The organism is Serratia sp. 121840015-1 (assembly GCF_053627655.1).
The window spans coordinates 184,198-208,020 of sequence record NZ_JBSEYF010000001.1; the positions used below are offsets into that span (position 1 = coordinate 184,198).

General features: G+C 59.9%; 28 protein-coding genes. 12 read left to right on the forward strand and 16 right to left on the reverse strand.

The genetic code is table 11. The features are described from left to right. Nucleotides 1-17 precede the first annotated feature (17 nt). A complete protein-coding gene (locus tag ACUXAC_RS00845) occupies nucleotides 18-479 on the reverse strand; it encodes an Lrp/AsnC family transcriptional regulator (protein WP_033635506.1) in 462 nt (153 codons plus the stop codon). A gap of 194 nt (nucleotides 480-673) precedes the next feature. Here ACUXAC_RS00845 and ACUXAC_RS00850 point away from each other — a divergent pair, with 194 nt between their 5' ends. Then, a complete protein-coding gene (locus ACUXAC_RS00850; RefSeq protein ID WP_004941674.1) occupies nucleotides 674-1,291 on the forward strand; it encodes a LysE family translocator in 618 nt (205 codons plus the stop codon). 36 nt (nucleotides 1,292-1,327) lie between these two features. Here ACUXAC_RS00850 and ACUXAC_RS00855 read toward each other — a convergent pair whose 3' ends face one another. From ACUXAC_RS00855 to ACUXAC_RS00865, 3 genes are all read right to left on the reverse strand, one after another. Further along, nucleotides 1,328-1,756, reverse strand: coding sequence for a TOBE domain-containing protein (locus ACUXAC_RS00855; RefSeq protein WP_038873689.1), 429 nt, complete (start codon nucleotides 1,754-1,756; stop codon nucleotides 1,328-1,330). A gap of 114 nt (nucleotides 1,757-1,870) precedes the next feature. Further along, nucleotides 1,871-2,323 (reverse strand): GNAT family N-acetyltransferase, encoded by a 453-nt coding sequence (locus ACUXAC_RS00860; RefSeq protein WP_060424825.1) that lies wholly within the window; start codon nucleotides 2,321-2,323, stop codon nucleotides 1,871-1,873. Nucleotides 2,324-2,366: 43 nt separating this feature from the next. Beyond that, nucleotides 2,367-2,969 carry an XRE family transcriptional regulator gene (locus ACUXAC_RS00865; protein ID WP_100396715.1) on the reverse strand — a complete coding sequence of 201 codons (603 nt, stop codon included), beginning with the start codon at nucleotides 2,967-2,969 and terminating at the stop codon, nucleotides 2,367-2,369. A gap of 43 nt (nucleotides 2,970-3,012) precedes the next feature. Here ACUXAC_RS00865 and ACUXAC_RS00870 point away from each other — a divergent pair, with 43 nt between their 5' ends. Further along, nucleotides 3,013-3,705, forward strand: coding sequence for a B3/B4 domain-containing protein (locus ACUXAC_RS00870; RefSeq protein ID WP_387444871.1), 693 nt, complete (start codon nucleotides 3,013-3,015; stop codon nucleotides 3,703-3,705). Between the two features lie 6 nt (nucleotides 3,706-3,711). On the opposite strand, the gene ACUXAC_RS00875 is transcribed toward ACUXAC_RS00870, so the two are convergent. Then, nucleotides 3,712-3,927, reverse strand: coding sequence for a hypothetical protein (locus tag ACUXAC_RS00875; protein ID WP_049200497.1), 216 nt, complete (start codon nucleotides 3,925-3,927; stop codon nucleotides 3,712-3,714). An 853-nt stretch (nucleotides 3,928-4,780) separates the two neighbouring features. Between ACUXAC_RS00875 and ACUXAC_RS00880 the strand changes: the two genes are divergently transcribed. Continuing rightward, the gene (locus tag ACUXAC_RS00880; protein ID WP_004941690.1) at nucleotides 4,781-5,857 is read left to right on the forward strand and encodes an AI-2E family transporter; all 1,077 of its coding nucleotides are present in this window, start codon (nucleotides 4,781-4,783) and stop codon (nucleotides 5,855-5,857) included. A 44-nt stretch (nucleotides 5,858-5,901) separates the two neighbouring features. On the opposite strand, the gene bcp is transcribed toward ACUXAC_RS00880, so the two are convergent. Both bcp and ACUXAC_RS00890 read right to left on the reverse strand, forming a co-directional pair. Beyond that, nucleotides 5,902-6,366: a thioredoxin-dependent thiol peroxidase gene (gene bcp, locus ACUXAC_RS00885; protein WP_387444878.1), complete on the reverse strand. Its 465-nt coding sequence runs from the start codon at nucleotides 6,364-6,366 to the stop codon at nucleotides 5,902-5,904. 2 nt (nucleotides 6,367-6,368) lie between these two features. Beyond that, entirely contained in the window at nucleotides 6,369-6,974 is a 606-nt protein-coding gene (locus tag ACUXAC_RS00890; protein WP_369783268.1) for a glycine cleavage system transcriptional repressor, read from the reverse strand. Between the two features lie 110 nt (nucleotides 6,975-7,084). On the opposite strand from ACUXAC_RS00890, the gene dapA reads away from it, so the two are divergent. The 6 genes from dapA to ypfH all read left to right on the forward strand — a co-directional run bounded on the left by dapA (nucleotide 7,085) and on the right by ypfH (nucleotide 13,877). Next, entirely contained in the window at nucleotides 7,085-7,966 is an 882-nt protein-coding gene (dapA, locus tag ACUXAC_RS00895) for a 4-hydroxy-tetrahydrodipicolinate synthase (protein WP_004941701.1), read from the forward strand. Nucleotides 7,967-7,982: 16 nt separating this feature from the next. Next, nucleotides 7,983-9,035, forward strand: coding sequence for an outer membrane protein assembly factor BamC (gene bamC, locus ACUXAC_RS00900; protein ID WP_019453890.1), 1,053 nt, complete (start codon nucleotides 7,983-7,985; stop codon nucleotides 9,033-9,035). 170 nt (nucleotides 9,036-9,205) lie between these two features. Continuing rightward, nucleotides 9,206-9,919, forward strand: coding sequence for a phosphoribosylaminoimidazolesuccinocarboxamide synthase (purC, locus tag ACUXAC_RS00905; RefSeq protein ID WP_004941708.1), 714 nt, complete (start codon nucleotides 9,206-9,208; stop codon nucleotides 9,917-9,919). A 209-nt stretch (nucleotides 9,920-10,128) separates the two neighbouring features. Further along, nucleotides 10,129-10,998 carry a KPN_02809 family neutral zinc metallopeptidase gene (gene ypfJ / locus ACUXAC_RS00910; RefSeq protein ID WP_047730119.1) on the forward strand — a complete coding sequence of 290 codons (870 nt, stop codon included), beginning with the start codon at nucleotides 10,129-10,131 and terminating at the stop codon, nucleotides 10,996-10,998. A 56-nt stretch (nucleotides 10,999-11,054) separates the two neighbouring features. Continuing rightward, nucleotides 11,055-13,067, forward strand: coding sequence for a tRNA(Met) cytidine acetyltransferase TmcA (locus ACUXAC_RS00915; RefSeq protein ID WP_387444884.1), 2,013 nt, complete (start codon nucleotides 11,055-11,057; stop codon nucleotides 13,065-13,067). A gap of 120 nt (nucleotides 13,068-13,187) precedes the next feature. Next, a complete protein-coding gene (gene ypfH / locus ACUXAC_RS00920) occupies nucleotides 13,188-13,877 on the forward strand; it encodes an esterase (RefSeq protein ID WP_225529380.1) in 690 nt (229 codons plus the stop codon). A gap of 30 nt (nucleotides 13,878-13,907) precedes the next feature. Here ypfH and ACUXAC_RS00925 read toward each other — a convergent pair whose 3' ends face one another. The 5 genes from ACUXAC_RS00925 to ACUXAC_RS00945 all read right to left on the reverse strand — a co-directional run bounded on the left by ACUXAC_RS00925 (nucleotide 13,908) and on the right by ACUXAC_RS00945 (nucleotide 17,084). Next, nucleotides 13,908-14,093: a YpfN family protein gene (locus tag ACUXAC_RS00925; RefSeq protein ID WP_004941720.1), complete on the reverse strand. Its 186-nt coding sequence runs from the start codon at nucleotides 14,091-14,093 to the stop codon at nucleotides 13,908-13,910. A 2-nt stretch (nucleotides 14,094-14,095) separates the two neighbouring features. Continuing rightward, nucleotides 14,096-14,770: a M15 family metallopeptidase gene (locus ACUXAC_RS00930; protein ID WP_089186283.1), complete on the reverse strand. Its 675-nt coding sequence runs from the start codon at nucleotides 14,768-14,770 to the stop codon at nucleotides 14,096-14,098. Beyond that, nucleotides 14,767-15,894 carry a succinyl-diaminopimelate desuccinylase gene (gene dapE, locus ACUXAC_RS00935; RefSeq protein WP_047730121.1) on the reverse strand — a complete coding sequence of 376 codons (1,128 nt, stop codon included), beginning with the start codon at nucleotides 15,892-15,894 and terminating at the stop codon, nucleotides 14,767-14,769. Before dapE ends, ACUXAC_RS00930 begins: the two co-directional genes overlap by 4 nt. Then, nucleotides 15,891-16,277, reverse strand: coding sequence for an ArsC family reductase (locus ACUXAC_RS00940; RefSeq protein WP_060424813.1), 387 nt, complete (start codon nucleotides 16,275-16,277; stop codon nucleotides 15,891-15,893). The genes dapE and ACUXAC_RS00940 overlap by 4 nt, the downstream gene beginning before the upstream one ends. A gap of 255 nt (nucleotides 16,278-16,532) precedes the next feature. After that, nucleotides 16,533-17,084 carry a helix-turn-helix transcriptional regulator gene (locus tag ACUXAC_RS00945; protein ID WP_060424811.1) on the reverse strand — a complete coding sequence of 184 codons (552 nt, stop codon included), beginning with the start codon at nucleotides 17,082-17,084 and terminating at the stop codon, nucleotides 16,533-16,535. Nucleotides 17,085-17,613: 529 nt separating this feature from the next. On the opposite strand from ACUXAC_RS00945, the gene ACUXAC_RS00950 reads away from it, so the two are divergent. Further along, nucleotides 17,614-18,039, forward strand: coding sequence for a GNAT family N-acetyltransferase (locus ACUXAC_RS00950; protein WP_387444890.1), 426 nt, complete (start codon nucleotides 17,614-17,616; stop codon nucleotides 18,037-18,039). A 7-nt stretch (nucleotides 18,040-18,046) separates the two neighbouring features. Here ACUXAC_RS00950 and ACUXAC_RS00955 read toward each other — a convergent pair whose 3' ends face one another. Both ACUXAC_RS00955 and ACUXAC_RS00960 read right to left on the reverse strand, forming a co-directional pair. Continuing rightward, nucleotides 18,047-18,478 (reverse strand): GNAT family N-acetyltransferase, encoded by a 432-nt coding sequence (locus ACUXAC_RS00955; protein WP_225529379.1) that lies wholly within the window; start codon nucleotides 18,476-18,478, stop codon nucleotides 18,047-18,049. A 9-nt stretch (nucleotides 18,479-18,487) separates the two neighbouring features. Further along, a complete protein-coding gene (locus ACUXAC_RS00960) occupies nucleotides 18,488-18,967 on the reverse strand; it encodes a tetratricopeptide repeat protein (protein WP_084827296.1) in 480 nt (159 codons plus the stop codon). Nucleotides 18,968-19,183: 216 nt separating this feature from the next. Here ACUXAC_RS00960 and ypfM point away from each other — a divergent pair, with 216 nt between their 5' ends. Then, nucleotides 19,184-19,243, forward strand: a complete 60-nt coding sequence (gene ypfM, locus ACUXAC_RS00965) for a protein YpfM (protein ID WP_100396732.1) — start codon at nucleotides 19,184-19,186, stop codon at nucleotides 19,241-19,243. Nucleotides 19,244-19,370: 127 nt separating this feature from the next. Here ypfM and acrD read toward each other — a convergent pair whose 3' ends face one another. After that, nucleotides 19,371-22,508 (reverse strand): multidrug efflux RND transporter permease AcrD, encoded by a 3,138-nt coding sequence (gene acrD / locus ACUXAC_RS00970; protein ID WP_060441179.1) that lies wholly within the window; start codon nucleotides 22,506-22,508, stop codon nucleotides 19,371-19,373. A 293-nt stretch (nucleotides 22,509-22,801) separates the two neighbouring features. On the opposite strand from acrD, the gene ACUXAC_RS00975 reads away from it, so the two are divergent. Then, nucleotides 22,802-23,080 (forward strand): winged helix-turn-helix domain-containing protein, encoded by a 279-nt coding sequence (locus ACUXAC_RS00975; RefSeq protein ID WP_004941750.1) that lies wholly within the window; start codon nucleotides 22,802-22,804, stop codon nucleotides 23,078-23,080. Between the two features lie 32 nt (nucleotides 23,081-23,112). On the opposite strand, the gene ACUXAC_RS00980 is transcribed toward ACUXAC_RS00975, so the two are convergent. Then, nucleotides 23,113-23,745, reverse strand: a complete 633-nt coding sequence (locus ACUXAC_RS00980; protein ID WP_049197963.1) for a response regulator — start codon at nucleotides 23,743-23,745, stop codon at nucleotides 23,113-23,115. Between the last annotated feature and the right edge of the window lie 78 nt (nucleotides 23,746-23,823).

Genomic DNA, 23,823 nt, shown 5'->3' on the forward strand with positions numbered 1-23,823 from the left:
CGGCAACGCTCCCGTCGTCATTTTCCCAGCGGCAGGAACGAGCGCTCCGGCACCACGGTTTTCATCACCAGCGTGGAGCTCAGGCGCTGCACGCCCGGCAGAGCGGAGAGTTTCTCGTCGTAAAGCTGTTGGAAAGCGGGCAGATCGCGGGCGATCACGTGCAGCAGATAGTCCGGATCGCCAAACAGCCGCTGCGCCTGCACCACCTGTGGAATGTCCATCATGGCGTTTTCGAAGGTTTCAACGGCGCGGCGATCGCCTTCGCGCATGGTGACGAACACCAGGGCGGAAAAGTTATAGCCCAGGCTGCCGGGATCGAGCTGGGCGCGGTAACCCCTGATCACCCCGGACTCCTCTAACGCCCGCACCCGGCGGTGGCAGGGAGAGACGCTCAACCCGATCCGCTCGGCCAGCTCGGTCACCGACAAACGCCCGTCGGCCTGCAGTTCAGCAAGAATCTTGCGATCAATCTTATCCATTTGGAAAAATTTTCCCGCTTATGCCGGTTTCAGGCAAGTAATTGAAAGCACATTTTAACGCCTTGAGGATATTCTTGCCATCTGTTGAACGGTTTTGACGGCCGCCGCGGCAGGCGGAGGCCGTTCTTCTTCCAAGAGGAAAGCGCAATGATTCTCTGTTCGGAATGGCGCGGCGCGTTTGAGAGGGCGCCGGCATGACGCTCGCTCTGTTCGCCGCTTTTTGGGCGGTGTCGATTTTGTTGGTGATCACGCCGGGTATGGATTGGGCCTATGTGATCTCGGCGGGCATTCGCGGGCGGGTAGTGGTGCCCGCCGTCGCCGGCTTGCTGTTTGGCCACCTGCTGATGATTGCGATCGTGGTGGCAGGCGTCGGCGCGCTGCTGGTCGGCAACCCGCTGGCGCTGACGGCGCTTACCTTGCTGGGGGCGGCTTATCTGTTGTGGATCGGTTTCAACATGCTGCTGCACCCGCCGGTGCCCGGCGCCGGTGAAGATCAGCGTTCCGATTCCTGGCTGCGCTGGGCCGGCAAGGGCGTGTGCGTCAGCGGGCTGAACCCCAAGGTGTTTCTGCTGTTTCTGGCGCTGCTGCCGCAGTTTACCGACGCCCGGGCCGAATGGTCGGTGCCGATGCAGATGCTGGCGTTGGGCGTGGTGCATTTGATCAGCTGCGGCCTGGTGTACCTGCTGGTGGGATTCGGTTCGCAGTCGGTGCTGCGCACGCGCCCGCAGGCTGCGAAGGTGGTGGGGCGCATCTCCGGCGCGGCGATGATCGTCATCGCCCTCGGGCTGCTGGCCGAGCAGGCGCTGAAATAGCGCCTTGAAAGGCCCGCTTGTGCGGGCCTGGCGGTATCAGGCTTTGACTGCGAGCAGCACCGATGAGGCTTTGATCAGGGCGATGGCGCGCGAACCGTTCTTCAGCGCCATCTCCTGCAGGCTTTCATTGGTGATCACCGACGTCAGCACAAAACCGGCATCCGCTTTGAGGTGCACGGTGCTGTTGACCGCGCCGTGCTCAACCGCAATCACTTCCCCGGCAAACTGGTTGCGGGCGGAAAAACGCAAACCGCAATCCTCCGTCGCCAGGATCACCCACGGCGCTTTAATCAGCGCGACGGCCTCTTTACCGATGGTTAATCCCAGCGACTGTTGGCTTTGTACCGTGACGATGGCCACCAGTTTTTCACCGCCCTGCAGGGTGATCTCCACTTCGTCATTGACGGCGCCTTTGGCGACGGCGGACACGGTACCGGCTAACTGGTTACGGGCTGAAACGGGCATAGATTCTCCTTGAAAGGGGCAAACGGTAAAATTTGTCGCCAGCATGGGCCCTAACCGCCGCGATTGCCAATGTCGCGGGGGAAGAGTGTGAACTGGGGCGGCCTTGCTGAAAAATTAACGTCGGTAGATGTCCGGTCGGGCGATCTGCCACACAAAATCGGGACAGTTGATGGCGGTATAGCCCACTTTTTCATAGAGCCAAGGGGCGGTGCTGGTGACCAGCATGATTCGCCGCAGCGTCGCCATCAGCGGATGGGCCTGGCAGCATTCCGCCAGCCACAGGCCCAACCCGCCTTTTTGATGCGCCTCCAGCACGTAAACGTCGCACAGATAGCCGAAGGTGGCGTAATCGGTGACCAGCCGGGCGAAACCGATTTGTCTGGTGCCGTGATACAAGCCGAAGCACAGGCTGTGGGAGAGGGACTGGCGAACGGTCTCTTTATCAATGCCCTCCGCCCATGACGAACGGGTCAGAAATGCATGAATGGCGTCAATATCCAGCAGGCTGGGCTCGGTGCTGACGAGATAGTCAGCACGCCGCCACTCCAGTGGGGCAGGGATTGTCATGAGGGCTCTTCTCCTGTGCAAGCGTTAAGGTCTGGGCCGCCGTTCAGGCGTGCAGTTCGGCGACCGTCATGGTGAAAATCAGCGTGTCTTCGCCCTCGTTGGCGTAACGGTGCGGGCTGTCCGTTCTGGCGACCGCCGAATAGCCTGGCGTAATCCTGAGCTCGGTTTGTTCGACGGCAAGGCTCAAGACGCCTTGTTCAACGTGCAGCAGCTCGAAGGTGCCCACCGGATGGCCGCCCGATGCATAGGCTTCCCCCGGCGCCATTTCCCAGCGCCACAGTTCTATCATGTTTGGGCCGCGGGTGCCTGCCAGCAAGCGGGCCGAGCCGCCGCGATCGCCGTGCCACAGCGTGGGAATGTCTTGGCTTTCAATCAGGTAGGCGGCGGGGGCGCGGGTCACGTTGACGATGTCCGCCACCGACAGGCCCAGCGCTGCCGCGAGTTTGCACAGGATGGCGATGCTGGGATTGGCGCTGCCTTTCTCGATCTCCACCAGCATGCCCTTGCTGACGCCCGCCCGGCGCGACAGTTCGTCCAGCGACAGTTTTTGGCTTTTTCGCTGCTGTTTGATGCGGTGCGACACCGCTTCGCTGACGGTTTGCACGTCGGCGCCGAACTCGGTCGGTCTGTTGACTTTTTCGCTCATCGGTCAATATTATAAAATAAAATGGTCAATATAGGATTATTCAATGATTTTAGTCGATCCGTCAATCGATCCGGCCGTCGCTGCGCTGGCGCCCGGTTTCCGGGCGTTAAGCATTACCGTGGCCGCGGTTCCCATAACCAACCCGGACGTGGGGGCGCTGGCGTTGGCGCAGGCCTGTCGCGCCCTCGGCGAGGAGGACGCGCCCTGGGCTGAAGCGCATCTCTCGGCCTGGCGCGATGTCTTCATGCGGTTTGGCGCCAAACCCAAGCGTACGCCCTGTTCCGCCGATGCCTTGCGCAAGCGCGCGCTGCGCGACGGCACGATGCCCAGCATCGATCCGGTGGTCGATCTCTACAACGCCGTCAGCATTCGTTATGCGGTGCCGGTGGGGGGCGAGAATATCGCGGCTTATGTCGGCGAGCCGCGGCTGATCGTCGCGGAAGGCAGCGAGCTGTTCGATACCGTCAAGGAGGGTGCGGTGATCCATGAATCGCCGGAGGCGGGGGAGGTGGTCTGGCGCGACGATCGCGGCGTGACCTGCCGCCGCTGGAACTGGCGTCAGGGCGTCAGAACCCGGCTGAGCGCCGAGGCCGAACGGATGTGGTTCATCCTGGAGAGCCTGCCGGCAATGCCGTTGGCGGCGCTGCATGCGGCGGGCGACGAATTGATTGCCGGTTTACGGCAAATGATGCCCGGCGTTGCGATAGAGCAACGGCTCATCGGCTGCACCTCGTAACCGGCCTCAGCACTGGCGGCGGACCAAACCGGTGATCAGATCCAGCGCGTCGTCCGCCGCCGCGACTTCGCTCTCGCTGAGCGCCTGCCGTTCGATAAAGCTCTCGATGGCTTCCAGCAGGGAGAAAACGCTGATTTCGTCTCCTATCTTCACGACTTCGCAGACGCCGCGCCCAATGGCCAGGCAGATGGCTTCATCAAATTCAAACGGCTTGTTGTTCATCTCTCCCCCTACGGCGTTTGGGATTATGCCGGTTATGCTACCGGTTTTTGGCCGGCGGCGGTCTGACGAAAATCCCATTTCTTTTCGTTGATGCTTACGGGCGTACGATCGCGTGTATTGGGGAAATTCTGATTTCCTTACGGCAGTCAGATTTCCCTTGTGACCGCCGTGGCGGCGCGGTATTGTCGCCAAATGACGACAATACCGCCTCATTGTCCGCATAAAAAATTTATGACGTTATCATCCCTTCATCCCGCTGCCGTGCGGGATTTTTTTATGAGGTTTATCTCAAAGTGCGGATAACCTCGACGCGATCGCTTGCCATGTTCTGGGAATAATCCTAGCTTGAAATAGTCATTTAGGGTTAGCAATCCCACATGACCTCCTTGTAATACTTGATGCACCAGAACGTCTTCTCCCCCGCCCAGGCGGGGGTTTTTAATGACGTGCATCGGCAAAGGCCGTCAACGTAGAACCGACAGAGTTCGTGACGATAATCACTTTAAGCATCAGGGGACGGGACAATGAAAAATGATTTGGCGGCGGCAATCGCGATTGGCTGTGTGCTGTTGTTCGCACTGGCGGTCGGTTCGCCCCTCTCCATCAGCGCCTCGCTGTAATCTGCCGCGGCCCCGTTCGGGGCCGTTCACCCAGTCTGTCGCCGCGTCTGCGGATTTTTGCGCCAATCGTTCGCCGGCGCGATAAATTCAGCCAAATCGCTGTTGATGTATGGCCAACTTTGAGTACTCTGAGTGCTTTGCACACCCGCGTGCGCCCGTTCTATCTATGCTTTAATCAGGCCCATCACAGGAATCGCCATGCCCGCCCGCCAAATCTCGAGGAGCCCGCTCTGATGCTGGAGATGTTATTACAGTGGTACCGCCGCCGCTTCACCGATCCGCAGGCTATCGCGCTGCTGGTGATCCTGGTCGCCGGCTTCCTCATTCTCTATTTTCTGCACGGCATTCTGACCCCGTTGTTGGTCGCCATCGTGCTGGCCTATCTGCTGGAGTGGCCGACCGCGCGCCTGCAGCGCATTGGCTGTTCGCGCACCTGGGCGGCGAGCATCATGCTGCTGGTGTTCGCGGGCGTCGCCATGCTGCTGGTGTTCGTCGTCGCGCCAACCGCCTGGCAGCAGGGCATCAATCTGATGAGCGATCTGCCGGGCATGCTCAATCAGTTCTATAACTTTGCCGCGACGCTGCCGAAGCGTTACCCGGCGCTGGTGGATGCCGGCATCATCGACATGATGGCGGAAAACCTGCGCAGCCGGCTGTCCGGCATGGGCGAGTCGGTGGTGAAATTCTCGCTGGCGTCGCTGGTCGGCCTGCTGACGCTGGCTATCTACCTGATCCTGGTGCCGATGATGATGTTCTTCCTGTTGAAGGACAAAGAACAGCTGCTGAACGCGGTGCGCCGCGTGCTGCCGCGCAATCGCGGCCTGGCGGGGCAGGTCTGGAACGAGATGAATCAGCAGATCACCAACTACATTCGCGGCAAGGTGCTGGAGATGGTGATTGTCGGCGTGGCGACCTACCTGGTGTTCGCCGTGCTGGACATGCGCTACTCGCTGTTGCTGGCGGTGCTGGTGGGCTTCTCGGTGTTGATCCCCTACATCGGCGCGGTGCTGGTCACCATTCCGGTGGTGGTGGTGGCGCTGTTCCAGTGGGGCGTAGGCGCCGATTTTTGGACGCTGATCGTCGCCTATCTGGTGGTGCAGGGGCTGGATGGCAACCTGCTGGTGCCCATTTTGTTCTCCGAAGCGGTCAACCTGCATCCGCTGGTGATTATCCTGTCGGTGATCGTGTTCGGCGGGATGTGGGGCTTTTGGGGCGTGTTTTTCGCCATACCGCTGGCGACGCTGGTGAAGGCGGTGATCCATGCCTGGCCGGATGAACTGCGGGTCGAAGTGGAAGACAAGGCCGACTGACAGGGAAGAAACGAAGCGCAGCAGGCCGCTGCGCTTCGTGAGAATTAGTGCTGCAGATAGTTCAGAACGATGTCATGGTGATTGGTGGTTTTGAAATCATCAAACACTTTCTCAATCTTGCCTTTGCCATCGATCAGGAAACTGATGCGGTGAATACCGTCGTAGGTCTTGCCCATGAAGGTTTTCTCGCCCCATACGCCAAACTGTTGCGCTACCTGATGATCTTCATCAGACAACAGCGTGAAGTTGAGCAGCTCCTTTTCAGCGAAGCGCGACAGTTTTTCCGGTTTGTCGGTGCTGATGCCCAGCACTTCGACGCCGACCTTTTTCAATTCGTCCATGTTGTCCCGCAGGCCGCAGGCTTGCACGGTGCAGCCCGGCGTCATCGCCTTCGGATAGAAATAGACCAATACTCGCTGTCCCTGGAAGTCGGCCAAATTAATTTCCTCACCGTCCTGGTCAGGCAAACTAAATTTCGGCGCTGTGTCACCGGCTTTCAATGGGCTCATCACTACTCTCCATCTTTCTCATCATGCTGTGGATAGTTCACCACGCTAATACTGCCTTGCGCGTTCAATTCTGTACATAGGCGATGGAAGGCTTGCTCAATATTTGAGGCGTCCCGATCGCCGGAGCTGTGGGCGGTGATTTGGATATACAGCTGCGGCGGCAGATCGCCGTCCGCCGGCTGCGTGCGTGAGACCAGTTCGGCGATATTCATCTGGCTGGAGTCGAACAGATCGGTAAAGCGTTCGATGATGTGCGGCGAGTCCTTCACTTCCACCTGCACCCACACCGTGGCCGGCATCGGCGGCCTTTCGTGCGAGTTTGTGCGCTTCATCACGATCAGCAGATCCAGCTCCGCGCCTTTTTGCGGCAGGGTGGATTCGATCAGGGTGATGGCGTTCCAGCTGCCGGACAGCAGCATGATGAACGTGAACTCCTCTCCCAGCATGGCCAGACGGCTATCTTCGATATTGCATCCGCAACTGCTGACGTGGCGGGTGATGGTATTGACGATTCCGGGGCGGTCGGCGCCGAGCGCGGTAATCACGAGATAGTGTTCGTCTGACTGAGGCAAAATAGCGCTTCCTGTCGTGCTTAATGGGGTTACCATGGTAAACATAAAAAAAACCGCCTGCCAAGCGCTTACAACGCGGTTGTGCGCTTGCTTTTGGATAGGCAGCAAAAGTACCATGAGTGACTTGTTTGTGGAGGGGACGGCCAATGTTTACGGGAAGTATTGTTGCACTGGTTACGCCGATGGACGACAAAGGTGCTGTCGATCGCGCGAGCCTAAAAAAATTGATCGATTATCATGTAGCCAGTGGCACCGCGGCGATCGTTTCCGTAGGGACCACCGGCGAGTCCGCAACGCTTGCCCATGACGAGCACGTTGACGTGGTGCTGCAGACGCTGGAGCTGGCCGACGGCCGCATCCCGGTGATCGCCGGCACCGGCGCCAACGCCACCGCCGAAGCCATCGCGCTCACCACCCGCTTCGCCAATACCGGCGTAGTGGGCTGCCTGACGGTGACGCCGTACTACAATAAGCCGACGCAGGAAGGGCTGTACCAGCACTTCAAGGCGATCGCCGAGAGCACCGAGCTGCCGCAGATCCTGTATAACGTGCCTTCGCGCACCGGCTGCGACATGCTGCCGCCGACCATCGCTCGGCTGGCGAAAATCAAGAATATTGTTGCTGTAAAAGAAGCGACGGGGAACTTAAGTCGCGTTAGTCAGATCCAAGTGCTGGTTGACGATGAAGACTTCATTTTGCTGAGCGGCGACGACGCCAGCGGGCTGGACTTCATGCAACTGGGCGGCAAAGGGGTGATTTCCGTGACGGCCAACGTGGCCGCGCGCGAGATGGCGGAACTTTGCGCGCTGGCGGCGCAGGGCAAGTTTGCCGAAGCGCGCCGCTTAAATCAGCGCTTGATGCCGTTGCATCAGGATCTATTTGTAGAAGCAAACCCAATTCCGGTGAAGTGGGCCTGTAAGGCGTTGGGATTGATGGCAACCGATACGCTGCGTCTGCCAATGACGCCGTTGAGCGAAGCCGCCCGCCCGGTGGTGGAGCGCGCGCTGAAAAGCGTCGGCTTGCTGTAACTCTAAGGGAAATTTGATGGCTTATTCATTGCAAAAGTCGACGGTAGCAAAAGTAGTGGGCATCTCTTTGGTGATGATGCTGGCAGCCTGCAGCAGCGATCAGCGCTACAAGCGCCAGGTCAGCGGCGACGAGGCTTACCTCGACGCGGCTCCGCTCAAGGCGCTGAACGCGCCGTCCGGCATGATCCTGCCGGTGCAGAGCGGCAACTATGACGTTCCCGCCACGACGCTGCAAGGCAACGTCGGCAAGCAACTGGACATTCGTCCGCCGGTGCAGCCGTTGGCGCTGCTGAGCGGTTCACGCGCGCAATACGCCGGCGACAGCGGCACGCTGCTGCTGGAAAACAGCCCGCAGAATCAGAACCTGTGGTCGCGCGTAGTCAGCCTGCTGCAGGCGAAGAACATCGCGATCGCTTCCCGCCAGGACGCCGGTCAGACCCTGACCACCGACTGGGTGAAGTGGAACCGTCTGGACGAAGACAACCAATACGAAGGCCGTTATCAGATCAGCGTGCAGCAGCAGGGCTATCAGCAGGCGCTGGTGGTGAAAAGCGTTGGCCTGCAGCAGCAGGGCAAGACCGAGCAGGTGACCGACCAGTCTGAGATTCAGCGCTACAACGGCATGATGATCAACACCCTGATCGAAGGCCTGGACAAGCAGGACAACCTGGCGAGCAGCCAGACCGCCAGCCGCTTCGGCGCGCTGGACGTGCAGAGCGGCGCCGATGACACCGGCCTGCCGATGCTGGTGGTGCGCGGCCCTTACACCGTGGTGTGGGATCGCCTGCCGGCGGCGCTCGAAAAACTGGGGATGAAAGTGGGTGACCGCAGCCGTCCGCAGGGCACCGTCGCCGTGACCTACAAGTCTCTGAGCAGCAGCGATTGGGATGCGTTGGGCGTCAAGGATCCTGAACTGGCGGAAGGCGATTACAAACTGCAGGTCGGCGATCTCAACAACCGCACCAGCCTGCAATTCATCGATCCGAAAGGCAAACCGCTGACCCAGTCGAAAAACGACGCACTGGTGGCGGCATTCCAGTCTGCCTTCAGTAAAACCAGCGTTAAATAATCAAAAAGGGGCTTCGGCCCCTTTTTGTTTTGTCGATACGGTATCGTTTGCGTCGCAGGTTTGGCACAATAGTGTCCGGCACGCCAAAGAATTCATTAGGTCAATTCTATACCCCCTAATTTCGGGCCGCGCTCGGGAGACAACGGGGATACATCACTGGAGTAAGTAAGATGCAAAAGCTAGCTGAGCTGTATCGCGGAAAGGCAAAAACCGTTTACACCACCGAGAATCCCGATCTGTTGGTGTTGGAGTTCCGCAACGATACGTCAGCACTGGATGGTCAGCGCATTGAGCAGTTCGATCGCAAAGGCATGGTGAACAACAAGTTCAACCATTTCATCATGAGCAAACTGGAAGAAGCCGGCATCCCGACCCAGATGGAGCGTCTGCTGTCCGACAACGAAGTGCTGGTGAAGAAGCTGGACATGGTGCCGGTGGAGTGCGTGATCCGCAACCGCGCCGCCGGTTCGCTGGTGAAGCGTCTGGGCATCGAAGAAGGCCTGGTGCTGAATCCGCCGCTGTTCGATCTGTTCCTGAAAAACGACGCCATGCACGATCCGATGGTCAACGAATCCTACTGCGAAACCTTTGGCTGGGTGAGCAAAGAGCATCTGGCGCGCATGCGCGAGCTGAGCTACCGCGCCAACGACGTGTTGACCCAGCTGTTCGACGACGCGGGCCTGATCCTGGTCGACTTCAAGCTGGAGTTCGGCCTGTTCAACGGTGAAGTGGTGCTGGGCGATGAGTTCTCGCCGGACGGTAGCCGCCTGTGGGACAAAAACACCCTGGACAAGATGGACAAAGACCGTTTCCGTCAAAGCCTGGGCGGCCTGATCGAAGCCTATGAAGAAGTGGCGCGCCGCATCGGCGTGAAGCTCGACTAAGCATTGGCACCGCCATTCGGGGCGATCCGGCCGGATCGTCCCGCTATTCTGCGTTTTTCCAGAAAATTTCTACATTTCCTCCGCGGCAGACCATTTATAATGATGGATGCGAGATGACTAAAACCTATCCCACTCAGGCTTGAAGCTGCCTTTGCGCTTACGATCGCGGCGCAACTTCAACGAGCAGGGGAAATATCTGGAGTATATTTATGCGTTGGCAAGGGCGTCGGGAAAGTGACAATGTTGAGGATCGCCGCGGGCAGTCTTCAGGTTTGGGCGGCGGTGGCGGCGGTTTCCGCGTGCCGGTGCGCGGCAAGGGCGGCATCGTCATTTTGGTGGTGGTGCTGGTGGCCGGCTATTACGGCATCGATCTGTCGCCGCTGTTGAACGGCGGTAACGTCGCACCGCAGGGTCAACAGCAGAGCGCCAACATCAGTCCGAAAGACGATGAACTGGCCAAATTCACTTCGGTGGTACTGGCCTCCACCGAGGATAACTGGAAAGAGATTTTCCAGCGCATGGGCAAAACCTATCAACCGCCGAAGCTGGTGATGTATCGCGGCGTCACGCGCACCAGCTGCGGCACCGGCCAGGCGGCGATGGGGCCGTTCTACTGCCCGGGCGACAGAACGGTGTATATCGATCTGTCTTTCTATCAGGACATGAAAACCAAGCTGGGCGCCGGCGGTGATTTTGCCCAGGCCTATGTGGTGGCGCACGAAGTCGGCCACCACGTGCAGAACCTGCTGGGCATCGAGCCCAAGGTGCGCCAGATGCAGCAGGGCGCCAGCCAGGCGGAAGTGAACCGTCTGTCGGTGAAAATGGAGCTACAGGCGGACTGCTTCGCCGGCGTGTGGGGTAAATACGCCGAGAAGCAGCAGATGCTGGAAGAGGGCGACCTGCAGGCGGCGCTGAATGCCGCGCAGGCGATTGGCGACGATCGGTTGCAGCAGCAGAGCCAGGGCCGCGTCGTGCCGGACAGCTTCACCCACGGCACCTCGCAGCAGCGCTACACCTGGTTTAAACAGGGCTTCGACAGCGGCGATCCCAATACCTGCAACACCTTCGCATCCCGTTAACGCCTCAAGTGCCGGAGCCTGACTCCGGCATTTTTTTCGGATTGAGATACAGCCTTATGTTACAGGCAGCGCAACAACTCATGCGGCGACAGGGCATCCGGCGCCTGCTGGTGCTCAGCGGTGAGACCGACTGGTGTCGCGAACAGGCGCAGCGGCTGGCGGCGACGCTGCCGGGCGACTGGCCGTGGGTGGGGGAAAACCCGCCGCCCGGCCTGTCGGCGTTGGCGAGCGGCGCAGTGCGCCAACTGCTGGGGCAGGAACGGCTGCACGCGGTGTTCGACGCCGGTCAGTCGCTGGACGTGGAGGCGTTGGCGGCGCTGTGCGGCGCACTGCGTGCCGGCAGCTGGCTGCTGTTGCTGACGCCGCCCTGGCGGCAATGGCCGCAGCAGCCGGACGGCGACAGCCTGCGCTGGAGCGATTGCCCGCAGCCAATTACCACCCCGCATTTCATCCACCACCTGCAGCAGCATCTGGCTGACGACCGCGAAGTGACGATCTGGCGGCAGGATGAGCCCCTGACGTTGGCCGCGCTGCCGGCGCGTGAAGGATGGCAGCCGCCGGACGGCCGGCCGACCGAGGAACAACAGGCGATCTTGACGACGCTGCTGCAGGCCGAATCCGGCGTGTGGGTGTTGACCGCCGCCCGCGGCCGCGGCAAATCGACGCTGGCCGGCATGCTGGTGGCGCAGTCGCCGCTGACCTGTTGGATAACCGGGCCGAGCCGCGCCGCCACTGAGGTGGCCGGGGAATGGGCGCAGGGGCGCGCGCAGTTTTGGGCGCCCGATGCCTTGCTGGCGCAGTGCCGGGAGGGGGACGTCAGCGCCGTGGGGTGGCTGCTGGTGGATGAAGCGGCGGCGATCCCCGCGCCGTTGTTGCAGCAGCTGATCGGTTATTTCCCGCGCGTGCTGCTGACCACCACGGTGCAGGGCTATGAGGGCACCGGCCGTGGTTTTCTGCTGAAGTTTTGCGCCGGGCTGCCTTCCTATCAGGCGTTGAGCCTGCAACAGCCGATGCGCTGGGCGCAGGGGGATGCGCTGGAACGGATAACGGACAATGCGCTGTTGTTCAACGAGCTGCCCGCCTGGCCGGCGGATGGCCAGACGATCGATTACAGCCAGGCGGACCAGCGCGAACTGTGCGCCGATCCGCAGCGGCTGGCGCGTTTCTATGCTCTGCTGAGCAGCGCGCATTACCGCACTTCGCCGCTGGATTTGCGCAGGCTGATGGATGCACCCGGCATGCACTTCGGGCTGGCACAGGCCGGGCAGGAGGTGGTCGGCGCCGTGTGGCTGGTGGACGAAGGCGGCTTGAGCGCCGAGTTGGCGCACGATGTGTGGGCTGGCCGCCGCCGGCCGCGCGGCAACCTGGTGGCACAGTCGCTGGCGGCGCATGGCGGCCAGTGGTGGGCGCCGACGCTGCGGTCACGGCGTATTACCCGCATCGCGACGCTGCCGGCGTTGCGGCGGCAGGGTATCGCGCGTCAGCTGGTCGAGCGGCAACGCCGCCAGGCGCAGGGGCTGGATTTTCTGTCGGTCAGCTTTGGCTATACCGAGCCGCTGTGGCGCTTTTGGCAATCCTGCGGTTTCGAGCTGGTGCGCATCGGCAGCAAGCCGGAGGCCAGCAGCGGCTGCTATACCGCGATGGCTATCTTGCCCCTGAGCGAGCAAGGAGAGGCGCTGCGGCACGCTGCGCACAAGCATCTGGCGCGCGACTGGCCCTGGCTACGGCAGCGCATTGAACTCGCGCTGGCGATCCCGGGCGACGACGGCGACACGCCGCTGTGCGAAGAGGATTGGCGCGAGCTGGCCGGGTTCGCTTTCGCCCATCGGCCGCTGGAGGCCAGCCTGGGGGCACTGCAGCGTTTGCTGTTGGCCAGCAATCTGCCGCTGCCCGCGCTGCGCGGCCATCTGCAACGGCGGCAATCCCCGGCGGCCTGCGCGGAGCTGGCGGGCGTCAGCGGCCAGAAAGCCTTGCTGCGCCACTGGCGGCACGAAGCGGCGCAGGCGCTGGAACAGCTGAATGCGCAGCACTGCCGCTACTGGCGCGACTGGACGCAGTCGTTGCAATAAATTGAATAACTCGCTCAATAAAACCCGATTTTCCCGATTTCTCAACGGCGTATAGTCACTGTCAGCGGTGAGGCGACGACTGTCGCCGCACCAGGTTGGGTTACTATTAAGGAGTCATCGATGAAACATGAGCATTTCGTTGTCCAAAGCCCGGCGACCCCGGCGGCGCAGCTGATCTTGCTGTTTCACGGTGTCGGCGACAACCCGGTGGCGATGGGGGAGATCGGCAGCTACTTCGCCAAAGACTTTCCTCAGGCACAGGTGGTGAGCATCGGAGGCCCCGAAGCGTTCGGCAACGGCGACGGGCGCCAGTGGTTTTCGGTGCAGGACGTGACCGAAGAAAACCGCGCGGCCCGCATCGCAGACGTAATGCCGCAGTTTGTGGCGGTGGTGCGCCATTGGCAGCAGCTGAGCGGCGTAGGCTATGCCGGCACGGCGCTGGTGGGGTTCTCGCAGGGGGCGATCATGGCGCTTGAGGCGTTAAAAGCGGAAACCCGGCTGGCCGGGCGCGTGGTCGCGTTCAGCGGGCGTTTCGCCCAGCTGCCTGAGCAGGCTTTCGGCGACAGCGTGGTGCATTTGATCCACGGTGAAGAGGACGCGGTGATCGCGGTGCAACACGCTCACGCGGCGGCAGAAGCGCTACGGGCCGGCGGCGCCGATTTTACGCTGGACGTGGAGGAAAACGTCGGGCACGCAATCAACCAGGGCATGATGAACGCCGCGCTGGAAAGGCTGCATTATTATGTGCCGCAGCGCTACTGGGACGAGGCATTGTCCGGCAAGCGCGGCGAGCTGATCGCCTTTCGCTAAAAATTCAGGGCGCCGATGAGCGCCCTGATGTCATTTCTTTTTCGGCCAGTCGTCTTCGTCATCCCACTGGGCGTTGTTGTCGCGGTGCGGCGGTATCTCCGGCTTGTTGGCCAGATAGCTTTTCACGTCGACGCGGCGCAGTTCCTTAATGCCGCTGACGACCATTCCCACCAGAACCAGCAGGATAATCCACCAGTAATCAGCTAACCATTGCATAGCTACTCCTTTCCTTCACTGCGTATAAAACGCGAAAAAATCGATGGCAGATGGCGTTCGAGCCATTCGGCACCGGCGACCTCCTTATCTTGCCAGGCCGTCAGCAACAGCGCCGGGGTCAGCAAATGCTCGGCTTCTTGCGCCAGCGGCCGGTAGCTCAGATGCCACGGCTCTACCGCCACGCCGCCGCTGTCTTCGGTAAAGGGGCGATAGAAACCGAACTCGGCCATATGCGCCGTCAGCCACTGGTTGAGCGGCGCAAAGTAACCGCCTTCTTCATATTCCCACGGCTCCAGCTGCAGCTTTTGCCCTTCCGGCAGCAGCGACGGGTCATACACGTCGAGATCGCTGCCCCAGTGATGGCGGCTGGCGCCCGGCAGGGCCGACCAGCGCAGGATCGCCTCACAGCGCTCGGCGGCGGACAGCGGCGCAACGTCTATCGGGCGGCTGTCCTTATCTAATACTGGCCGCTGGCCGCAGAATTTGCCATTCCAGATAGCCAACTGCCGGTCGAAATCGCGGAAGGTGCTGGCGGGCTGGAGATCGAATCCCGCCTCACGCGCCGCCTGCTGCATCGCCAGAAAGGCGTTGACCGCCTGCGGCTGTAGCCGGTGGTTCCCGCTCAGCGGCGCCAGGTGTTCGGTTGAGCGGCCGGTGAGCATCTCTGCGTTGATCATGCGACCAATTGCTCCATGATGCGTTGATACATGCGGCTCAGCAGCTGCAGATCCGCGGCGTTGACACATTCGTTGACCTTGTGGATGGTGGCGTTGACCGGCCCCAGTTCCACCACCTGCGCGCCCATCTGCGCGATGAAGCGGCCGTCGGAGGTGCCGCCGGTGGTCAGCAGCTGCGGCGTCAGTTCAGAATAGTGCTCGACGGCGTTGACCACCGCATCCACCAGCGCGCCGCGCGAGGTGAGGAACGGTTGGCCGGACAGCCGCCACTCGATGCTGTAATTCAACTGGTGGCGTTCCAGCAGCTCTTCCACGCGCTGCTTGATCATCGCATCGGTGAGTTCGGTGCTGAAACGGAAGTTGAACTGCACGTAAAGATCGCCTGGGATCACGTTGTTGCTGCCGGTACCGGCCTGCACGTTGGCGATCTGCATGCTGGTCGGCGGGAAGAACTCGTTGCCGCGATCCCATTCGATCGCCACCAGTTCATTCAGCGCCGGCATGGCACGGTGCACCGGGTTGTCCGCCAGGTGCGGATAGGCGACGTGCCCCTGCACGCCGTGAATGTGCAGATTGGCGGTGATGGAGCCGCGTCGGCCGTTTTTCACCACGTCGCCGACGCGCTCGGTGCTGGACGGCTCGCCGACCAGGCAGTAATCCAGGCGCTCATTGCGCGCCATCAGCGTTTCGACCACTTTAACCGTGCCGTGGGTGGCGCTGGCCTCTTCGTCGGAGGTGATCAGAAAAGCCAGGCGGCCCTGGTGATTCGGGTTGGCGGCGACAAAGCGCTCTGCGGCCACCACCATCGCGGCCAACGAGCCTTTCATGTCTGCCGCACCTCGGCCATACAGCATGCCGTCGCGGATCGCCGGTTCAAACGGCGGGTTATCCCAACGCTTTTCATCGCCGGTCGGCACCACGTCGGTATGCCCGGCAAACGCCAGGGTTTGCCCTTCGCCGCGCCAGGCCCAGAAGTTTTGGGTGTCTTCGAAGTCCATCGCCTCGACGGTGAAACCGATCGCCTGCAGGCGATCGATCATCAGCTGCTGGCAGCCTTCGTCATTTGGGCTGAGGGAAGGGCGTTTAATCAGCTGTTGGGCCAGTTCGATAACCGGGCAAGTCATACGGCGACCTCGGCGATAAATTGCTGGTAAGCGTCGGCGTTGAAACCGAGCAGGGCGTGGCCGTTGCCGTCGTTCAGCAGCGGGCGTTTGATGATCGCCGGCTGCGCCAGCATCAGGGCGATGGCGGCGTCGGCGTTATCGCAGGCGTTGCGTTGCGCTTCATCCAGCTTGCGCCAGGTGGTGCCGCGAGTATTGAGCAGCGGCTCCCAACCCAGTTGCGCGATAAAACCGCGCAGCTGCTGTTCGGTCAGGCCGTCGGCGCGGTAGTCGTGAAAATGATAGGCCACGCCCTGATCTTCCAGCCAGCGGCGGGCTTTTTTGATGGTGTCGCAGTTTTTGATGCCGTACATCGTCAGCGTTGTCTGTTGCGGTTTGTTTGCCATGGCGTAAAGCTACCTGTCTCGTCGAGTCGATACTGAGCGGCGGGCGCGATCTTTGGCCCTCTCGCCGCCCGGCGATAGCAGAGATAATGCCAGTAAAGCGGCGGCGAGATCCAGACAACGATGCGGGCGAGGTGCGATTGGGTGCCTGGGAGAGGGAGAGGCAACGTGGCGGAGCGGCGGCCTTCGCCGGCGGTGCTCTCGAAGAGATGCCGGCGAAGGCGTTCAGCCGCAAATGCGAATCTGAAGAAGAGGGCGTTACTCTTTATTTATTCTTATGTTTAAACGATCGGTTAAACAGCGCACGCGGGTAATGTGTAATAGCGGTTTTATCCGGCTGGCGCCGAGTTTTTTCATTATTCGTGACTTGTAATGATTGGCGGTTTTATTTCTGATATTCATGGCACTGCTGATATCGGCCAGCGATTTTCCCGTCGACCATTCCGAGAGGAAAAGTGACTCACGCTGGGACAGTTGCGGCGGCTCGGTATAGTGGCTGTAACGTTTATATAAGTCGCCGATCAGGTGGCTAAAACGGCTCAATGATATAAGGTTTGATAATATAATGGTCTTTCTGTCGACAATCACCATTTCATGCGGGCAGTCAGTGATAATGACTATTTTGTAGGTGTTGGGGTTGGCATATTCATCGCGGTAACGCGCTTCAAAATTGGCGATGGTGACATCGATGAAGCAGACTCTTTTGCGGCTAAAGCCGGCCGGTGCGCGTTTTTCCGCCCAGGTTTGCTTAATGAGTTGTCGGATGCCGACGCTGGTATAGGCACAATCGCTGAAAATATCAATTTCCATTTTATTATAGTCCTTTACTTTCTATTTCCCGGTGAGGATCGATATCTTAAAACATAAAAAAAGAAACAATCTAAATAATTTCACATTGAACTTATCTTGTCGCGTAGGCAGAAGCCCTCTCTCGGCGGCGGCAAATAAGGAAAGTCTCATATACTAACATGATTTATAAAGAGTAAATCTGCTTTTTAGCCGGCCCTTTGGCCGGAGACGGTTTAATAGAATAGAAATCCTCTATTAATACTCAGGTTATTAAAAGGAATTAACATAGATATCACCTATCACAAAAGTAAATTCGATCGTTTTTATCGATACTTGTAGCGTGGCTGATTTCGTTAATGGGTTAATAACTAAGATATTTCTTGTTTTCTTGCCGCGATGGCGGTTTTATTTTGAACGGTGGAAAGACAGTCTATGAGTTTATGCGGAAATTCGGTTTAAAATTGAGATAAAGATAAATCTAAACAAAGAAAATGCGATGTTTTGAGCGACGAACAGCGCGTAATGTGGGCGGTTGATACGGAGAGCTGGCGTGAAAGAATGTCATATCGAAATTTCCGATCGGGTAACGCCGGAAATAACGTCTTGTATTGCGGAGGGGTTGGACCGCTTTAATGATCAACAGATCGGCTACGGCGATCGTCTGCCGCTGGCGGTGGTGGTAAAAGATCCCGACAGTGGGGAGGTTCTGGGGGGAATTACCGGGCGTTCATCGTTAGGGCTGCTGTTTCTCGATCTCTTTTATCTGCCGGAAGCGCTGCGCGGCGCGGGGCTGGGCAGCGAACTGTTGCGCCGCTTCGAACAGGAAGGTCGCCGGCGCGGTTGCCTTTCCGCCGTGTTGTACACCATCAGCTTTCAGGCGCCGGACTTTTATCAACGGTATGGCTGGCAACGTATGGGCGAAGTGCCTTGCTTGCCGCCGGGGACTAGCCGTATCTTTATGAGCAAAACCCTGTGAAGCGCGTTTAACGCACGTAGCCTCCCTGTTGCAGGCGCTGCAGGGAGGCGCCGTCCGCATACACCATGCCGGTGGTCAAATCGTGAAAGCCGTACTTTTTATAAAAGGCCAGCTTTTCCGGGACGGAATAGATGAAAATCTTGCCGAGCGGCGCCAGGTCTTGCATCACCCGACCCATCAACCGGCGCCCCAATCCCTGTCCCTGAAAGCGCGGATCGATCGCCACGTCGGCCAGGTAGGCGACCGAGGTCAGATCGCTGATGGCGTGCGCGGTGGCGATCAGCTCGTCGCCGATAAACCCCCAATAGCAAAACTGGCTGTGTTGGTAAACGCGCCGCAGGGTGTGCGGATCGCGCTTGCCCAGTCCGGCTGCCTCCAGCAATTCGCACAGCCGCTGCCAGTCGATGGCGCGGCGGTTCAGATCGGTGACAATTTCCATCGTTTTCCTCTAACCAATAACATTGAGATCGGCGGCATAGTGCCGAATGGCGCGCTGATAGCCGCGGATGTCGGGGTCTGACGAGGTGTCCGCCAACAGCAACAACAGATCGGCCACGGCCCGTTTATTTTCGCCCAGGTTGTACAGCGCCATAGCGCGAAACAGCATCAGCTCGTTGGCCTGCGGGAACTCGGTCAGGCCATCGTCGAAAGCCCGTAGCGAAGCCGGGTATTCTCCCAGGGCGCGGTAGGTGCTGCCGAGGCCCAGCCAGGCCTCGCGGCGCTGGGCGGGCGGCAAATCGCGGGCCAGCGCCGCGAGGTAGCAGGGAATGGCCTGTTGCTCCAGACCCTGTACGTCATACAGGCAGGCCAGCTGAAAGTGCAGCATCGCCGCTTCCGGTTCTGCTGCCAGCTGCCGTAGCGCCAGTGCAGTGGCTTCCTGATAGCGGCCCTGCGTTTTCAGCTGTGAAAGAGACAAAGAGGTGGACATGATCGGCGCTCCATTGGCGTATTTTTATACCTTTTACACGCTATCGTGGAGAAATTGATATCACAAGGGAATAGCTGCACTGAGTATTGATCAGATAAATACGAAAATGTGCGCTAACCCCGGTTTCCGGGCCCGGCATCGTTCCCGTTTCCCTTCACATGGTCAAAAAACAGGCGTAGAATCCGCTTCGTCAAATAATTGAGGTTGTAAAGTATTATGGTTGATCGTGAATTAGGAAACTGGAAAGACTTCATTGATGAGATGTTGGGCAACTGACACAGCGTTGAAGCAGATGGCAAGGTTGAGTCATTGGAGCGTCACTGAAACACCTTGGGAACGAGATTATCGTTCGAAATAAAGCAGCATCGGTTCACCCGACGCTGCTTTTTTTATATCCCGCGGGTCAGTCCCCGGCGGCCGTCGTATTGCCTGCCGGATGCGCTTTACCCGGGAAACGGCGGCGCACCAGTACGAAGAACAGCGGCACGAAGAAAATGGCCAGCAGGGTGGCGGAGATCATGCCGCCCATGACCCCGGTGCCGACCGCATGCTGGCTGCCGGAACCGGCGCCGCTGCTGGTGGCCATCGGCAGCACGCCGAAGATAAACGCCAGCGAGGTCATCAGGATCGGCCGCAGACGCATGCGTGACGCATCGAGCGTGGCGGACATCAGATCCTGCCCTTTATGGTTCAGCTCATTGGCGAACTCGACGATCAGAATGGCGTTTTTCGCCGACAGCCCAATGATGGTCAGCAGGCCAACCTGGAAATAAACGTCGTTCTCCAGGCCGCGCAGCCAGGTGGCGGCGACCGCGCCGATCACCCCCAGCGGCACCACCAGCATCACCGAGAACGGGATCGACCAGCTCTCATACAGCGCCGCCAGGCACAGGAACACCACCAGCAGCGAGATGGCGTACAGCGCCGGCGCCTGTGAGCCGGACAGCCGTTCCTGATAGGACATTGCGGTCCATTCCAGGCCAAAGCCGGTCGGCAGTTGGCTGACCAGTTTCTCCATTTCCGCCATGGCAGTGCCGGTGCTGACACCGTTGGCCGCCTCGCCGACGATCTCCAGCGCCGAGCTGCCGTTATAGCGCTCCAGCCGCGGCGAGCCGTACTCCCAGTGTGAGGTGGCGAAGGCCGAGAACGGCACCATGCCGCCTGCGCTGTTGCGTACATACCATTTGTTGATGTCATCCGGCAGCATGCGGAACGGCGCCGCGGCCTGCACGTAGACTTTTTTCACCCGGCCGCGGTCGACGAAGTCGTTGACGTAGGTCGAGCCCCAAGCGGTGGAGAGGGTGTTGTTGATGTCGTCGATAGACACGCCCAGCGCCTGGGCCTTGCGCTGATCGATATCGATTTGCAGCTGCGGGCTGTCGTCCAGGCCGTTGTGGCGCACGCGCGACAGCAGCGGGTTTTGCCCGGCCAGCTGCAGCAGCTGATCGCGCGCCGCCATCAGCTTGGCGTGGCCGAGCCCGGCGTGGTCTTCCAACTCCATATCGAAGCCGGAGGAGTTGCCGAGGCCGGTGATCGCCGGCGGGCTGCTGGCGATCACCCGCGCTTCGTTAATCTTGTTGAATGCCAGCGTGGCGCGATCGATGATGTCGAACGAACTGTTGGCGCCCGAGGTGCGCAGATCCCAGTCTTTCAATCGCACGAACAGGCGCGCCACGTTCTGGCCGTTGCCGCCCGGGCCGGAGCCGATGATGGCGAACACCGACACCACATCCTGTTTCTCTTCGGTCAGGAAGTACTGCTCGACCTTTTCCACCACCTTAGAGGTTTGCTGCAGGGTGGAGCCCGCCGGCAGTTGCACCTGTACGGTGAAGATACCGCGGTCTTCCTGCGGCAGGAACGAGGTCGGCAGCTTGATGAACAGCAGCGCCATGCCGCCGAGCAACAGCAGATAAATCACCATGTAGCGGCCGCTGGCGTGCAGGATCCGCCCCACGCCGCGCTCATAGCGTTCGGCGTTGCGGTTGAACATGCGGTTGAACCAGCCGAAGAAGCCGCGCTTGCCGTGATGGTGCCCCTTGGCGATCGGTTTGAGAAGCGTGGCGCACAGGGCCGGGGTCAGGATCATCGCCACCAGCACTGACAACACCATGGCGGAGACGATGGTAATGGAGAACTGGCGATAGATGGCGCCGGTGGTGCCACCGAAGAACGCCATCGGCACAAATACCGCCGACAGCACCAGCGCGATGCCGACCAGCGCGCTCTGGATTTGCCCCATGGATTTGCGCGTGGCCTCACGCGGTGGCAGGCCTTCCTCGCTCATCACGCGTTCGACGTTTTCCACCACCACGATGGCGTCGTCCACCAGCAGGCCGATCGCCAGCACCATGGCGAACATGGTGAGGGTATTGATACTGAAGCCGCAGGCGGAAAGGATGGCGAAGGTGCCCATCAGCACGACCGGCACGGCGATGGTGGGGATCAGCGTGGCGCGGAAGTTCTGCAGGAACAGGTACATCACCAGGAACACCAGCAGGATGGCTTCCAGCAGCGTTTTCACCACGTCCTTGATCGAGGCTTTGACGAACGGGGTGGTTTCATAGGCCACCTTGGCCTCCAGCCCGTGTGGGAAGTACTGCGACAGCTCGGCGATCTTGTCCTTCACCAGCTGGTCGGTCTGCAGTTCGTTGGCGCCGGAGGCCAGCTTGATGTTCATGCCAGCGGCCTGCATGCCGTTGTAGCGGCTGAGGTAGTTGTAATTCTCGCCGCCCAGTTCGACGGTGGCGACGTTGCCCAGCGTCACCAGCGAGCCGTCCTGATTGACCCGCAGCGTAATCTGGCGGAACTGTTCCGGCGTCTGGAGCTGCGACTGGGCGTTGATGGTGGCGTTCAGCGCCTGCTTGTCGACCGACGGCGTGCCGCCCAGCTGGCCGACTGCCACCTGGGCGTTCTGCGACTGAATGGCCTTGACCACGTCCTGGGTCGTGAGCTGGTAGCTGTTGAGCTTGTTGGGATCGAGCCAGATGCGCATGGCGTATTGCGAGCCGTACACGTCCATGCTGCCGACGCCGTTGATGCGGCTGAGCGGATCCTGCAGGTTGGAGACGATGTAATCGGCGATGTCCTGCTTGTCCATGCTGTTGTCGGTGGAGACGAACGCCACCATCATTAGCGTGGTGTCGCCGGATTTCGACACCGTGACCCCCTGATTCTGCACCGCCTGCGGCAGACGTTTGATCGCCGCCTGCAGCTGGTTTTGCACCTGCTGCATCGCCTCGTTGGGATCGGTGCCGGCTTCGAACGTCAGCGTGACGGTGGCCTGGCCGGTATTGGTGCTCTGCGACGACATATACATCATGTTGTCGAGGCCGGTCATATTCTGCTCAATGATTTGGGTAACGGTGTTTTCCAGCGTTTGCGCCGAAGCACCTGGGTAAGTTGCGCTGATGCGCACGTTCGGCGGCGCCAAATTCGGGTATTGTTCTACCGGTAGGGAAGAAATCGCCAACGCCCCGGTCAGGCAAAGAATAATTGCCAGCACCCAGGCAAAAATCGGGCGATCAATAAAAAAATTGGCCATGCAGCGCGAACCTCGTTATGACTTGTTCTATCTTTAAAACGCATCAGAATTATGCATTTCAGCGGCAGGGAAGGATTCCGGCGCTATTGCACTTTACTCGGGATAGCCGAGGAAAGCGTGGAGAAAAAAAGGAGATAGTGTAAATAACGGTAGCGGAAAACGGCGTGGGTGTACTGGCGTCGGTAATTGTACGCTATTAAGACATTTTTATTACTATCAAAGGCCTTGCGCATCTCTTCGCCGCAGGGAACCGGAAAGTAAAAACTGGACTTACCTTACAGCAGGAGCTTGGCATGGGAATTAACCCGGTATTTGCCCGTCGGCTTTATTTGTGCTGGCTGATCAGCCACAGTGAGCGGCCCAATGTGCCGCGGTTGATGGCGCTGACCGGCTGGCCGCGCCGCACGTTGCAGGATGTGCTGAAGGCGCTGCCCGGCATGGGCGTCGAGCTGCAGTTCGTGCAGCAGGGCGTGCGCAACAACGACGGTTTTTATCAGTTGGAAAGCTGGGGGCCGTTCAACAAGAGCTGGGTGCACCAGCATCATCAGGCGCTGCTCAGCGCCATCGAGTAAGCTGCCCCGGCGCATTGGCCGGGGCGGGGCGATCATTGACTTTTGTGCTCCAGGTACATCACCGTCGCCGCCACGCGAGAACGCACGTCCAGCTTGCGCAGTATGTTGCGGATGTGCACCTTCACGGTTTCTTCAGAGATATGCAACTGCGCCGCCACCTGCTTGTTGGACAGGCCGCGCGCCACCTCTTGCAAGACGTCCAGCTCGCGTTCGGTCAAGGCGGCGAAGGGATCGCGTTGCTCGCCGCGCGCCAACAAATAGTCGGCCATGGCGTCGCTGATCACGTTCTGCCCTTCGGCGGCGGCGCTGATGTGTTCCAGCAGCTGTTCCGGCTCGCTATCCTTCAGCAGGTAGCCGTCTGCGCCGGCGTCGATCAGCGCATACAGATCGCTGCGCGCGTCGGAAACCGTCAGCACGATGATGCGCGCATCCACGCCTTCGTCGCGCAGGGCCCGCAGCGTGTCCAGCCCGGACATGCCTTTCATGTTCAGATCCAACAAAATCACGTCCGGCGTGTGCTGCAGTGCCAGCGCAACCGCCTCACTGCCGTTGCCGGCCTCTGCCACCACGCCAAATCGCGCATCCAGTCCCAGCAGTTGTTTGATGCCGCGCCGCATCAACGGATGATCGTCAACGATCATGACTCGGTATTGCTTCATCACCATGAAATATGCTCCCTGTAGCAAGTAAAGCCACTCAAACGCGCCCTGGGGCGTGCTTCACAGTGGGACTGTCTCTTCAAA